We start from the raw sequence: 12,605 nt of genomic DNA, 5'->3' as shown, positions 1-12,605 counted from the left end.
TCGCCCCCGACCGGAAGCCTCTTCGTGTCACGACGTCGCCACATCAGGCGCTGGATCACCCTGCTCCTCCTGCTGAGCCTCCTGGCCGGCGGGATCTGGATCGCCGTCCAGCTCACCAGTTCCGTCCGTTCGGAGGGTCCCGAGCTCTGCACCGTCGATGTGTCGGGGGACAAATTCCAGCTCACGCCGGACCAGTCACGTTACGCCGCGCTGATCTCCGCCGTCGGCGTCAGTAAGGGGCTCCCGCCGCGGGCATCCTCCATCGCCATCGCCACGGCGCTGCAGGAGTCCCACCTCCGCAATCTGAACTACGGCGACGCCGCCGGTCCCGACTCCCGCGGGCTCTTCCAGCAGCGCTCCTCACAGGGCTGGGGCACCGAAGCCGAGATCATGGACCCCTATTACTCCACGGGCGCCTTCTACAAGGCTCTGGTGAAGGTACCCGGTTACCAGTCGATGCCGCTGACAGAGGCCGCCCAGACAGTCCAGCGTTCGGCCTTCCCGGAAGCCTATGCGGATCACGAGAGCGAGGGCCGGGCGTTCGCCTCGTCCCTGACCGGGCAGTCCCCGGCTTCCTTCAGTTGCAGTCTCCTGCCCTCCACCGGTGCCGGCGACCCGGCTGCCGCGCAGAAGGAGTTCGCCAAGGCCTTCCCCACTCTCCACGCCGAGGTCTCCAACCGGGAGCTCCGGGTGAGCACGTCCGGCACCACCGGCTGGGCCGTCGCGCAGTGGGCCGTCGCCAACGCGAAGCAGTTCGGGATCGACCGGGTCGACTACGACATGCAGACCTGGCTCCGGGAGAACCGCGACGGATGGCGGGCCACACAGTCTTCAGGCCGCCAGGTGGTCATCACGCTCGCTTCAGGTCCGGGAGCCTGAGCCCTTCCAACCGGCAGCCCAGACCGCTCAGACCAGCAGTTCCAGGATCGGTTCCAGGTAGCTGCGCAGCAGCGGTGGGTCGTCCGGCAGCTGATGACTCAGTAGTACCAGATCAGGCTCGGCGAACCAGGCACGTGGCTCCGCGAACGGCAGGATCACCAGCCGCAGAGTGAAGCCCTGGGCCGGCCGGCCCAGCGTCCTCTCGCACGCACGGACCACCGCTTCGACCTCCGTCTCCAGCGTTGCGGCCTGTCTTGCCTGGCGGTGGGTGTGCTCACGGAGCCGCTCTTCAGCCCAGCTGTACGCGGCCCCACGGTGCGCGCTGGCCACGCGGTGCAAAGCGGGAGAGCCGAGGAACTGGGCCGTCTCCGGGATGTCGGGCGTCTGCGTCAGCTCCGAATGGGATCTGATCAGCTGATGCCACCAGGCCTCCCATTCGATGCGCAGGGCTTCGTGCCCGCCCACGTCCGCGATGAGATGGCGGTGCTCACTGCCGTGCACGCGAGGTTCGATGGGAGCGAGCGTCGGAGGCCCGGCATCGTGCATTCCGGCGCTCTCCCGCAGGTACAGTGCAACGAGCATGGGGAACGATGTCCCCACACTCAGAGTCCAGGAGCCTGGTTCCCCGGCTTCCCCTCCAGCTGATTCACGTGCGTTCATGCGGACCTCCCACGGCCCTGTCTTCACCGACAGCGCAGGGTCGACGCCTTCAGTGTAGTCCTCGGCGAAGCGCCCGGCTCAGGGGGCGGGGAGCAGAAGTTCGTCCAGGTGCTTCAGCAGCACCGAGCGGCACATCGTGGCGTCGAGCCACTGACCGTGCACCAGCGCGTGCAGGGACAGACCGTCCAGAAGCGAGAGCAGACGTTCGGCTTCCACCACCAATTCATCCAGCTCACCGGCAGGCCGGAACAGCTGAATCAGATGGCCGACGACGGCGGCCGACGCACGGTATCCGCGTTCGGCTTCGGCCTGCAGTGCGGGGTTGCCGCGGGAGGCGAGCCGGAACTCGATCCGCGCACAGCATTCGGCTGCGGAGTCCCCCTCAAGCGGCAGGAACTGCGCCAGCAGCCTCACGGCGCCTTCCCTCAGGTGTTCGGCAGAGCCGTCTTCGGCAGCCGCTTCCACCTCCGGCAGCTGTTCGTCCAGGCGACGTTCCAGACGCTCATTGGCGGTCAGGAAGGCGTGCTCCAGTAGCTCGGCACTGTCCTGGAAATAGTGCCGTACCGATCCGACCACCAGCCCGGCTTCCGCCGCGACCTCCCGGAGTGAGACCTTCGACAGGCCATCGGCGGAGATGATCCGGAAAACGGCGTCCGCCACTTCGGCGCGGCGGGCTGTTGCATTGACGACTTTCGGCACACTACTTTTCTAGCACACCTGAGCTTAAACGGCCTGCTGCGATACGGTTGTAGGCATGACGATTTTGGTTACCGGGGGTACCGGCTACATCGGTTCGCACACCGTCCTGGCTCTGCTCGAGGCCGGCAAGGACGTTGTGGTGCTGGACAACCTGTCCAACTCCAGTGAGGAATCGCTTCGCCGCGTCGAAGAGCTGACGGGGAAGAAGGTCGCCTTCCACGCGGTGGACCTCACGGACGCAGAAGGCCTGGATGCTCTCTTCGCGGCTCACGACTTCTCCTCGGTGATCCACTTCGCGGGTCTCAAGGCGGTGGGCGAGTCCTCCGCGATCCCCCTCGAGTACTACTACCGGAACGTCGCCGGCACGATCAACCTGCTCCGTGCCATGGACGCCCACGATGTGCGCAGCATCGTGTTCAGTTCCTCGGCCACCGTGTACGGCGAGCACAACCCGGTCCCGTACATCGAGAAGATGGAGATCGGGGCCAGCAACCCCTACGGTCGTACCAAGGAACAGATCGAGGACATCCTCTCGGATCTGGCGGCCTCCGATGAGCGTTGGTCCGTAGCCCTGCTGCGCTACTTCAACCCGGTCGGGGCACATCCTTCGGGCCGCATCGGCGAGGATCCGCAGGGCATCCCGAACAACCTCGTGCCATTCATCGCGCAGGTCGCCGTCGGGCGCCGCGAGAAGCTCATGGTGTTCGGCGGGGACTACGAGACACCGGACGGCACCTGCCTGCGTGACTACATCCACGTGGTCGATCTCGCCGAGGGCCATCTCGCCGCGCTCAACCACATCGAGCCGCGCGCGGGCGTCTTCCGCTGGAATCTCGGGTCCGGCAGGGGGTCCAGCGTCCTGGAGGTGCTGCGGTCCTTCGAACGGGCCGTGGGGCACGAACTGCCCTACGAGATCGTCGCCCGTCGCCAAGGAGACCTTCCGGCCTTCTGGGCGGACGCCTCCTCCGCTCTCGCCGATCTCGGCTGGTCCACCACCAAGTCCCTCGATGAGATGTGCGAAGACCACTGGCGCTGGCAGAAGAACAACCCCAACGGCTACACGGCCTGAGCAACGCGGGGTCACTTCGAGCCGCTCCGGAAACCGGAATCGGGCCCGGAGTGCGCTCATGGCCTCCTCCGACCTCGCAAGCTCGGCTGGAGCCTCTGGCCAATCGCTTCCGCGTTCCTGACTGAACGACGACGGCGGCCGCCCACCTTCCAGGTGAGCGGCCGCCGTCGTCGGCTCCAGGCGTTCCGGGGATCAGACCGCCGGGTAGTTACGCTCCGGGTGACCCGTGTAGAGCTGCCGCGGACGGCCGATCTTGGTGGCCGGATCGTTGATCATCTCGCGCCACTGGGCGATCCAGCCCGGCAGGCGGCCGATCGCGAAGAGCACGGTGAACATCTTCTCCGGGAAGCCCATGGCCTTGTAGATCAAGCCCGTGTAGAAGTCCACGTTCGGGTAGAGCTTGCGCTGGATGAAGTAATCGTCCGCGAGGGCCTTCTCCTCCAGGCGCATTGCGATGTCCAGCAGTTCGTCGTTGCCACCGAGCTTGCCCAGAACCTCATGAGCCGTGGCCTTGATGATCTTGGCGCGCGGGTCGTAGTTCTTGTAGACACGGTGTCCGAAGCCCATGAGGCGGACGCCGTCTTCCTTGTTCTTGACCTTCTCCATGTAGTCCTCCGGCTTGATGCCATCGGCCTGGATCTGGCGCAGCATCTTCAGCACGGCCTCGTTGGCGCCACCGTGTGCGGGGCCGAAGAGGGCGTTGATGCCGGCGGAGACGGAGGCGAAGAGGTTCGCGTTCGCGGAACCGACCAGACGGACCGTGGAGGTGGAGCAGTTCTGCTCGTGATCCGCGTGCAGGATCAGGAGGAGGTCCAGTGCCTTGACGATGGTCGGATCCATCTCGTACTGCTCCACGGGCAGACCGAAGGACAGGCGCAGGAAGTTCTCCACCAGGTTCATCGAGTTGTCCGGGTAGAGCATCGGCTGGCCGATGGACTTCTTGTGGGCGTAGGCCGCGATGACCGGGACCTTGGCCAGAAGGCGGATGGTGGAGAGTTCCACCTGCTCCTGGTTGAAGGGGTCCAGAGAGTCCTGGTAGAAGGTGGACAACGCGGAGACCGCGGAGGACAGCACCGGCATGGGGTGCGCGTCACGCGGGAACCCACCGAAGAATCCCTTGAGGTCCTCGTGCAGAAGGGTGTGACGGCGGATCTTCTGGTCGAACGCCTCCAGCTCCGTGGGGGTCGGAAGTTCGCCGTAGATCAGCAGGTAAGAGACTTCCAGGAAGCTGGAGTGCTGTGCCAGCTGCTCGATCGGGTACCCGCGGTAGCGCAGGATGCCGGCGTCACCGTCGATGTAGGTGATCGCCGAGGCCGTGGCCGCGGTGTTCATGAATCCGGGGTCGTAGGTCACCGCGCCGGTCGACTTCAGGAGCTTCGAGACGTCGTAACCGTCGTTGCCTTCAACCGCCGGAATCCGGGGGAGTTCAAGTTCGCCGTTCTCGTGGCGGAGCGTTGCGCTCTTGTGCTCGGTCATAGGAGTCTCCTTTGTGGGGCTTCACCCCGCTAGAACTCGTGATGCTGTGGCTTCGCCGGCGACGGGTTGTCCGCTTCCAACAAAGTCTGGGCGAAATTCCCGGAGGAATCGCCAAGTGTCCAGTAACAAACTACAACCATCGGCAAGTGCCGCCCTAATCGGCAGCCACTTCCCAGGAAAGCCTTGCGCTTTCGCTCACGGCGCGGTATCTGCCGCGGTCTCAGGCGGTCAGACGGCTCACTGCGGCATCGATCCGCTCATCGGACGCGGTCAGGGCGATCCGGACGAATCCGTTGCCCTTCTCTCCGTAGAACACACCGGGGCCACAGACGATGCCCCGCTCGGCGAGACGACCCACGGTCTCCCAGGTGTCCTCCCCCGCCGTCGACCAGAGATACAGCCCGGCCTCCGAATGACGGATCTCCAGCCCGAAGGAGCGCAGAGCCGGCAGCAAGCGCTCGCGTCGTCCGCGGTACAGGTCCTTCTGCGCCTGGACGTGCTCGTCTTCGCCCAAGGCCAGCCGCAGGGCGGCCTGGATCGGGGCGGGGACGATCATCCCCGCGTGCTTGCGGCTGTTGACCTGGCTGGCGATCAACACAGGATCTCCCGCTGCGAAGGAGGCCCGGTAGCCGGCCAGATTCGATTGCTTGCTCAGCGAGTAGACGGCGAGGAGTCCGGAGACGTCTCCCCCGCTCACCCGCGGGTCGAGAACGCTGGGGACGGCTTCGCCGCCCCGCTGCACGTCCCAGGAATCCCAGCCGAGCTCCGCGTAGCACTCATCCGAGGCGACCACTGCGCCTTGCGCGCGGGCCTGGTCCACGATCTTCTTGAGGCTCTCGGCCGAGCGCACCTCACCGGTGGGATTGCCCGGCGAGTTGAGCCAGACCAGCCGGACTCTGGCCCGGGTGGCCGCATCGAGCTCGTCCAGGTCGTCCACGGCCACGGCGGTGGCGCCGACCAGCTGGGCTCCGATGTCATAGGTGGGGTAGGCCACGCTGGGGCGCACCACCACGTCCCCGGGTTTCAGGCCGAGGAAGAAGGGCAGCCAGGCCACCATCTCCTTCGAACCGACTGTCGGCAGCACGGCGTCGGGATTCAAGCCGGGCACGTTCCTGCGCCTGGCGAACCAGTCCACCACGGCCTCCCGCAGCGCCGCGGTGCCGTGCACCGTCGGATAGCCGTGGGCGTCCGCCGCGGCGGCCAGCCCCTCCTGGATGAACGACGGTGTGGGGTCCACGGGCGTGCCGATCGAGAGATCGACGACGGCGTCGGGATGCTGGGCCGCCCTGGCCCGGTACGGGGCAAGGGATTCCCAGGGGTATTCAGGCAGGCTCAGTCCGAAGGCGTCCGAAGGAAATCCCATGTCCGCTGCGTTCAGTCCTGGTTCTGCGGCGGCAGAGCGGAGATGAAGGGGTGGTCCGTTCCCGTGTTGCCGATCTTGGCAGCACCGCCGGGGGAACCGAGTTCGACGAAGAACTCGACATTGGCCTTGTAGTACTCGCTCCACTCGTCGGGGACATCGTCCTCGTAGTAGATGGCTTCCACCGGGCAGACCGGCTCACAGGCACCGCAATCGACGCACTCGTCCGGGTGGATGTAGAGGGAACGCTCGCCTTCGTAGATACAGTCGACCGGGCATTCCTCGATGCAGGCCTTGTCCTTCACATCAACGCAAGGCTGTGCGATTACGTACGTCACGTTCCGTCTTTTCCCTTCGGCTACGGTGCCTGTGTCCCGCAGGCGTTCATCCGTTGTTCTCCACTGTATTACCCCAGGCCCCACTTCACCGAAGAGCGTGACGCCCGCCTACCATGGTGGCGTGTCATTATCCTCACTCCGCGGCGTCCAGCTCCTGCTCAGTGCCCCGATCGGCACCCGCGTCGTCGTGCGCTTCAAACTGGACGACGACGGCGTGCTCAGCGACGCACTCGGCGAATTGAGCGCTCGGGAACAGGACGCCGACGGGAAGCTGAAAATCGTCGTCACCGGCCGTCGGGGCGCCATCACGGTGCCCCTCGAACGGGTGACCGCGGCCAAGCCGGTTCCGCCCGCTCCGGCGCCCCGGGCTCCACGGTTCCCGCCCCGCCCGTGAACCTCGGATGGGGAGCCCTCCCCATCCGTATGACATGAGATCGGCCACCGTTCCCGGTAGCGTGACGTGGGAGTATTCCTACCGTTCGCCCGCACCCCATGGGAAGGCAATCATGAAGAAGACCGCGATCTGGGCCGTCCTGGCCCTGGCTCCGCTGCTGGCAGCCTGTTCACCGAGCGCTCCTGCGCCCGCACCGAGCGAAAGCGCCACCTCGGAAAACAGCCCGATGGAGACCACCTCTGATGCGGCGCCGAGCAGCGACGCCGCCGCCGACGCAAGCGGCCTCAAGGCCTCCTGCCAGAAATTCAACGAACTCGCCGCCAAACTCCGCACGATGAGCTACCCAGACAGCTCCGGCTACATGAATCTGTACACGGAGAGCCAGACTGCCGCTGAGTCGGCGCCGGCCGAGACCAAGAAGGCCCTGACGGCCATCGGAATCCTCGCGCTCGACTACACGAAGAGTGACACGCTTCCCCAGGAGGACAAGGACCGCATGACCCAGGAATGGCAGGCCATCTCCGCGCCGTGTTCCTCAGCCGGGGTCACCGCCGAACTGTAAACGAGTTCCACAGACACGGGCCAGGGGCCGGAAACACGATGTGTTTCCGGCCCCTGGCCTGTGATGAGCGCTATGCCGCAGCGTTGACGGTCACGGCTCCCACGATCTCCCGTACATCCTCGGTACGCGGTTCCGCTTCAGGGTCCGTCTCCGGACGCACCACGAGGAATCCGAGGAAACGCCCGTTCTGCAGTACTGCGACGCTCGTGGCACTCTTCGCTTCGCCATCCTCCGATTCAAAAGCGACCATGACCGCGTAGCTCTGTCTGCCCTCCAGCTGAAGATCGCCCTCGGCAAGCACGCGGCCGTTCTTCTGCAGGTAGAACTCGGCCATCAGGTGTGCCCAACCGGACAGCTGCGGCGCCGACTGCACGGCTTGCTCATCCTTGATCACCGTCACCAGGATGTTTCCCGGCAGGCCGTACTGCTCGGTACCCGGCCCAGCAGTGGACTCATCCAAGACGATGGTCCAGTCCGGGAATTCCGCGGAGAATCCCAGCTCCGAATCAATGCGCATGGTCATCCCTGGCAGTCCTTTCCTGAGTCTTGATTCCGGTCACTGCTTCATCTGAACGAGCTTGCCGTCGTTCGGGGCCTTCTGATACGTGGAGACATTCGTCGACGTCGAGCTCTCCGTGGTCACCTTAACGCTAGCGGCCTTGATGTCGAAGCCGTAGTCGCCCTTGGCCGTGACCACGCTGTTGGTCTGGTACGTGGCCGATCCCGCGTGGTAAAGCCGCGCAGCGTCCGCATTGGCCGCCTGATCGTTGCCGACCGCCACATTGTGCAGGTAGCTGTCGATGATGACCTTGTTGTCCGGGGTGTAGGGGATGTCGATCTTGACCGACCCCTGGGTTCCCGCGGTCACGGAACCACTGTAACCATTCCCGTCGACCCCCGTGGCCTCCGAGGCGCCCTGCGCGACCGTTCCGTCCATGGCCAGGGAGACGGAGCTGATGTTGTGCCCCTTGTCCATATTGACCGTCAGGCCCGCATTGCCATTGGCCTGGAACACCCGACCGTCCATGTCCAGCTTGCCCGTGGCGGAAACCTGCACGGACCCCGAGGAGGTCCCGTCCGTGAGGTTCTGCTCGTAGGCCATCTTGAGGCTGGCGTTGCCCGAGGCGTCTCCAGCCTTGCCAGAGGCCTCCAAGGACAGCTCGCCCTTGGCGGAATCGCTGTGACTGATGGTGTGGTTGGCCGTGGCCGCGTGATCGATCGTGTCCAGCACATAGCCCGGAGGATTGCTGATGACGTCCTTGGCCTTGCCGAAGCTGTCCGGGGGCAGATCGTCATACATCTTGTTCCGGGCGGCCACGGCATCCTCCAGCGACTTGAACTGGTAAGTCCGGGAGACTTCGCCGCTGAGGGTTGCTCCGACCTTGTCGTCACCCTTGGTATTGACGCCGAGGCCAAGATCCCCGGAGACCTTCATGGTCGCGGTGCCATCGGCATTCTTGGTCACCTCGGCCGTGACGTGGGCTCCACCGTGGAACCAGGCGACCTCCGCCTCAAGCCCGGCCTTATCGGTGGACTTGTAGACCGGGACGTCATGACGCGCTGCATTCAGAAGGTAGTCCCGGGCAGTGTCCCTGGCGGATTCCGGAACCCCGCCTTCCATGCCCATGATCGCCGTCGCCGTGTCCTTGTTGCTGAGCAAGTACTTCTTCTCGGCGTCGGTGAGGCTGTTCCACCACGCCGCTTGCTGCTCGGGCGTGGCGTGGGCCATCTGGTCGAGCTTGTCCGTGAGCGCCTTCTGATCTTCCTGCGAAGTGGCGGGCGAGGGACCGTTGCCCGCTCCCCCGCTTCCCCCTCCACTGGAGTTGGAGGCGTCTTCCTGCTCCTTGGCCTGGTTCTTCAGAACCTTGGCATTCTCCCGCAGCGCCGCGATGGCCCGCTCCAGCCCTGGCCGGTAGTCGCTGTTCCAGCTCTGAATGAAGCGGCTCGCATCCTGCCCCTTCCAGGGCGCGGCCATGATCTCAGCGTGCAGGTTCTTGCTCCGCGAGCCCAGCAGCTCGGCTGCCTTGTCCATCCTGGTGGACAGCTCCCGGAGCTTTCCGACGTCAGCGCCGTAAAGCCCCATGGCGATCGCGCTCCTTCCCCTCGACTGCGGCCGAGGGCCGCCCAGTTGATCCAGAGCCTAGCTTTTCATGACAATGACGCAGGGCGCCATGGGGATAACTCCCCATGGTGCCCTGCGTCATTCGATGCTGTGGCGACTCAGGCGCGGGCTCGGGCCCTGCTCGCCTTCAGACGCTCGCTGGAGTCCAGGATGACCTTCCGGATGCGGATGTCCTCCGGGGTGATCTCCACGCACTCGTCCTCGCGGGCGAATTCGAGGGATTCCTCCAGAGTCAACTCGCGCGGCGGCGTGAGGTTCTCGAAGGAGTCCGAGGAAGCCGCACGCATGTTGGTGAGCTTCTTCTCCTTGGTGATGTTGACGTCCATGTCATCGGCGCGGGAGTTCTCGCCGACGATCATGCCCTCGTACACCTCGGAGGTGGGCTTGACGAAGAAGGAACCGCGCTCCTGCAGGTTGATCATGGCGAACGGCGTCACCACACCGGCGCGGTCGGCCACCATGGAACCGTTGGTGCGGTACTCGATGGGGCCTGCCCAGGGCTCGTAACCCTCGGCGATGGAGGAGGCGATACCGGCACCGCGGGTGTCCGTGAGGAACTTGGTGCGGAAGCCGATCAGGCCACGGGCCGGAACGATGAACTCCATGCGGCACCAGCCGGTGCCGTGGTTGGCCATGTTGGTCATGCGGCCCTTGCGGGCGGCCATGAGCTGGGTGACCGCGCCGAGGAATTCCTCGGGCACATCGATGGTCATGTGCTCCATCGGCTCGTGGATCTTGCCGTCGATGGTCTTGGTGACCACCTGCGGCTTGCCCACGGTCAGTTCGAAACCTTCACGACGCATCTGCTCCACCAGGATGGCCAGCGCGAGCTCACCACGACCCTGGACTTCCCAGGCATCCGGGCGCTCGGTCGGCAGAACACGGAGGGACACGTTGCCGATCAGTTCCTTGTCCAGGCGATCCTTGACCTGGCGAGCGGTGACCTTGGCGCCCTTGACCTTGCCGGCCAGCGGGGAGGTGTTGATACCGATGGTCATGGAGATGGCCGGGTCATCCACCGTGATGAGCGGCAGCGGCTGCGGGTTCTCCAGATCGGTCAAGGTCTCACCGATGGTGATGTCCTCGATACCGGCGACGGCCACGATCTCACCCGGCCCGGCGGACTCGGCCGGAACACGCTCCAGGGCCTTGGTAGCCAGGAGTTCGGTGATCTTGACGGTCTTGAGGGTGCCGTCCTGGCGAGCCCAGGCGACCTGCTGACCCTTGCGGAGGGTGCCGTTGTAGATACGCAGCAGAGCCAGACGACCCAGGAACGGGGAGGCATCCAGGTTGGTCACGTGTGCCTGGAGGACGCCCTCCGGGTTGTACGTGGGAGCCGGGATGTGCTCGATGATGGTCTTGAAGAGCGGCTCGAGATCCTCGTTGTCCGGGGCAGCGCCATCGGCAGGCTGCTCGGTGGAGGCGCGGCCGACCTTCGCGGCTGCGTAGACCACGGGAACTTCAAGGACCTTGTCCAGATCGAGGTCCGGGACCTCATCGGCCAGATCAGAGGCTAGACCAAGGAGAAGGTCCATCGACTCGTGGACGACTTCCTCGATGCGTGCGTCCGGACGGTCGGTCTTGTTGACCAGGAGGATCACGGGCTTGTGGGCCGCCAGTGCCTTACGGAGCACGAAGCGGGTCTGCGGCAGCGGACCCTCAGAGGCGTCCACGAGCAGCACGACACCGTCGACCATGGACAGCCCACGCTCCACCTCGCCACCGAAGTCAGCGTGGCCCGGGGTGTCGATCACGTTGATCGTGATCGTCTCACCGTTGGAGGAGGGACCGTTGTAGGCCACCGTGGTGTTCTTGGCCAGGATGGTGATGCCCTTCTCCTTCTCCAGGTCACCGGAGTCCATCACACGGTCTTCCACCGCGCCGTGAGAGGCGAAGGAGTTCGTCTGGCGGAGCATGGCGTCGACCAGGGTGGTCTTGCCATGGTCAACGTGGGCGACGATTGCGACATTGCGCAGATCAGAACGCGAGGCAGTGTTTTCGGACATGCGTTTTCGACTCGTTTCAACGACGACAAGACAGTGGTTCCGTGTCCGACGGCCGCACACCACGCGACGGGACACAAGACGGAGAGGACACCACAGCCCTCCCAATGCAATTCTACCGGCTCGGAGCAAGGGTCTTGCACACCCACTTCAGAAGCCGGTTGCGGAGCCACCCACCCGTGATCAAAAGGTGACTAGGTTATCCGTCCTCGTGCCTTCACACTTGTTTCAGAATCCGTTCCGACAGACAAGGGAATCCAGTGAAGTCACTACCGCGCCGAACGCTGCTGCTGGCGGCGTCTTTGGCGTTGCTGGCTACAGCAGGGATTGCACCACAGCCGATGCCGCCGGCCTCCACCGAGGCCACGGCGGGGTCGCTCCCTCCCGCCGTCGGAGGCACGGTGGGACGCCAGGCGCCGGCTGTCCTGTCGCTCCGGGACGGCGCGCCGATCGCCTTGCTCGTCGGCGACTCCCAGGCCGGTGGTGCCGCGGGTGTGCACCCGGAGGACACCTGGCCCCAGCGGGGCCTGGGCGCGCTGGGCTACTCGGTCCGCTGGGTGGGTGCAGGCGGGACCGGCTATGTGGCGTCACGACCGCGGGGACACGCGAGCAACTACCTCGATGCCTTCCGGAACGGGAACTGGCGGCTTCCCGCCCATGATCCCGCGCTGATCGTGCTGGAGGGCGGTGGAAACGACGCGAACCAGGGCAAGTCCGCCGCCGACGTCGCCTCCAACTGCCGCCAGCTCGTCTACCTATTGCACCGCAGGTATCCCTCCTCACGGATGGTCATGGTGGGAGTGCTCTCCCGCGCGGCCCACGACGGCGGCGGCGCCCGCATCGCGATGGACTCGGTCCTGGCCGATACGGCACGCGAGCTGAGAGTCCCCTTCGTCGATCCAGGTGGCTGGATCACGCATTACCGGCTGGGTGGCAGCATGGCCGACGGAGTGCACTTGAAGCCGCAGGGACATGACGTCCTGACCACGGTGTTCGCGGAGGCGATACGAGCGACATTGGACTGAACCGGCGCACTCACCGAA

At 65.2% G+C, this 12,605-nt stretch carries 13 protein-coding genes; 5 read left to right on the top strand and 8 right to left on the bottom strand.

Annotation, left to right across the window (positions count from 1 at the left end; genetic code table 11):
* The first annotated feature begins 24 nt into the window (after positions 1–24).
* Positions 25–879 (top strand): hypothetical protein, encoded by an 855-nt coding sequence (locus ACIPXZ_RS01685; protein WP_400590393.1) that lies wholly within the window; start codon positions 25–27, stop codon positions 877–879.
* 27 nt (positions 880–906) lie between these two features.
* Here ACIPXZ_RS01685 and ACIPXZ_RS01680 read toward each other — a convergent pair whose 3' ends face one another.
* Together ACIPXZ_RS01680 and ACIPXZ_RS01675 are read right to left on the bottom strand one after the other, a co-directional pair.
* Positions 907–1,539 carry a hypothetical protein gene (locus tag ACIPXZ_RS01680; protein ID WP_400590392.1) on the bottom strand — a complete coding sequence of 211 codons (633 nt, stop codon included), beginning with the start codon at positions 1,537–1,539 and terminating at the stop codon, positions 907–909.
* Between the two features lie 78 nt (positions 1,540–1,617).
* Complete coding sequence (locus ACIPXZ_RS01675; RefSeq protein ID WP_400590391.1) at positions 1,618–2,238, bottom strand: TetR/AcrR family transcriptional regulator; 621 nt, start codon at positions 2,236–2,238, stop codon at positions 1,618–1,620.
* A 55-nt stretch (positions 2,239–2,293) separates the two neighbouring features.
* On the opposite strand from ACIPXZ_RS01675, the gene galE reads away from it, so the two are divergent.
* Positions 2,294–3,307, top strand: coding sequence for a UDP-glucose 4-epimerase GalE (galE, locus tag ACIPXZ_RS01670; RefSeq protein ID WP_400590390.1), 1,014 nt, complete (start codon positions 2,294–2,296; stop codon positions 3,305–3,307).
* A gap of 192 nt (positions 3,308–3,499) precedes the next feature.
* Here the strand turns inward: galE and ACIPXZ_RS01665 are convergent, their stop codons facing one another.
* From ACIPXZ_RS01665 to fdxA, 3 genes are all read right to left on the bottom strand, one after another.
* A complete protein-coding gene (locus ACIPXZ_RS01665) occupies positions 3,500–4,783 on the bottom strand; it encodes a citrate synthase (protein ID WP_400590389.1) in 1,284 nt (427 codons plus the stop codon).
* 220 nt (positions 4,784–5,003) lie between these two features.
* Positions 5,004–6,146, bottom strand: coding sequence for a succinyldiaminopimelate transaminase (gene dapC, locus ACIPXZ_RS01660; RefSeq protein ID WP_400590388.1), 1,143 nt, complete (start codon positions 6,144–6,146; stop codon positions 5,004–5,006).
* Between the two features lie 11 nt (positions 6,147–6,157).
* On the bottom strand, positions 6,158–6,481 hold the full coding sequence (fdxA, locus tag ACIPXZ_RS01655) for a ferredoxin (RefSeq protein WP_400590387.1): 324 nt from the start codon (positions 6,479–6,481) through the stop codon (positions 6,158–6,160).
* A 121-nt stretch (positions 6,482–6,602) separates the two neighbouring features.
* Here fdxA and ACIPXZ_RS01650 point away from each other — a divergent pair, with 121 nt between their 5' ends.
* Complete coding sequence (locus ACIPXZ_RS01650; protein ID WP_400590386.1) at positions 6,603–6,875, top strand: hypothetical protein; 273 nt, start codon at positions 6,603–6,605, stop codon at positions 6,873–6,875.
* A gap of 112 nt (positions 6,876–6,987) precedes the next feature.
* A complete protein-coding gene (locus ACIPXZ_RS01645) occupies positions 6,988–7,437 on the top strand; it encodes a hypothetical protein (RefSeq protein WP_400590385.1) in 450 nt (149 codons plus the stop codon).
* Positions 7,438–7,507: 70 nt separating this feature from the next.
* Here ACIPXZ_RS01645 and ACIPXZ_RS01640 read toward each other — a convergent pair whose 3' ends face one another.
* From ACIPXZ_RS01640 to typA, 3 genes are all read right to left on the bottom strand, one after another.
* Positions 7,508–7,960, bottom strand: coding sequence for a hypothetical protein (locus ACIPXZ_RS01640; RefSeq protein WP_400590384.1), 453 nt, complete (start codon positions 7,958–7,960; stop codon positions 7,508–7,510).
* A gap of 33 nt (positions 7,961–7,993) precedes the next feature.
* Positions 7,994–9,520, bottom strand: coding sequence for a WXG100 family type VII secretion target (locus ACIPXZ_RS01635; protein WP_400590383.1), 1,527 nt, complete (start codon positions 9,518–9,520; stop codon positions 7,994–7,996).
* Between the two features lie 137 nt (positions 9,521–9,657).
* Complete coding sequence (typA, locus tag ACIPXZ_RS01630) at positions 9,658–11,565, bottom strand: translational GTPase TypA (protein WP_400590382.1); 1,908 nt, start codon at positions 11,563–11,565, stop codon at positions 9,658–9,660.
* Between the two features lie 257 nt (positions 11,566–11,822).
* On the opposite strand from typA, the gene ACIPXZ_RS01625 reads away from it, so the two are divergent.
* Positions 11,823–12,587, top strand: coding sequence for an SGNH/GDSL hydrolase family protein (locus ACIPXZ_RS01625; RefSeq protein WP_400590381.1), 765 nt, complete (start codon positions 11,823–11,825; stop codon positions 12,585–12,587).
* The last annotated feature ends 18 nt before the right edge of the window (positions 12,588–12,605 follow it).

Origin of the sequence: Arthrobacter sp. NPDC090010, assembly GCF_044748305.1 — a bacterium.
In the GTDB taxonomy this organism is placed as follows: Bacteria; Actinomycetota; Actinomycetes; order Actinomycetales; family Micrococcaceae; genus Arthrobacter_E.
The sequence above is the reverse complement of the archived record's forward strand: the minus strand, read 5'-3'. Positions and strand labels throughout refer to the sequence as shown.

What these genes read in the sequence shown, in the direction of transcription:
- ACIPXZ_RS01680 (WP_400590392.1), bottom strand. Translation starts at nt 1,539, where the DNA reads ATGAACGCACGTGAATCAGCTGGAGGGGAAGCCGGGGAACCAGGCTCC.
- galE (WP_400590390.1), top strand. Translation starts at nt 2,294, where the DNA reads ATGACGATTTTGGTTACCGGGGGTACCGGCTACATCGGTTCGCACACC.
- ACIPXZ_RS01665 (WP_400590389.1), bottom strand. Translation starts at nt 4,783, where the DNA reads ATGACCGAGCACAAGAGCGCAACGCTCCGCCACGAGAACGGCGAACTT.
- dapC (WP_400590388.1), bottom strand. Translation starts at nt 6,146, where the DNA reads ATGGGATTTCCTTCGGACGCCTTCGGACTGAGCCTGCCTGAATACCCC.
- ACIPXZ_RS01645 (WP_400590385.1), top strand. Translation starts at nt 6,988, where the DNA reads ATGAAGAAGACCGCGATCTGGGCCGTCCTGGCCCTGGCTCCGCTGCTG.
- ACIPXZ_RS01640 (WP_400590384.1), bottom strand. Translation starts at nt 7,960, where the DNA reads ATGACCATGCGCATTGATTCGGAGCTGGGATTCTCCGCGGAATTCCCG.
- ACIPXZ_RS01635 (WP_400590383.1), bottom strand. Translation starts at nt 9,520, where the DNA reads ATGGGGCTTTACGGCGCTGACGTCGGAAAGCTCCGGGAGCTGTCCACC.
- typA (WP_400590382.1), bottom strand. Translation starts at nt 11,565, where the DNA reads ATGTCCGAAAACACTGCCTCGCGTTCTGATCTGCGCAATGTCGCAATC.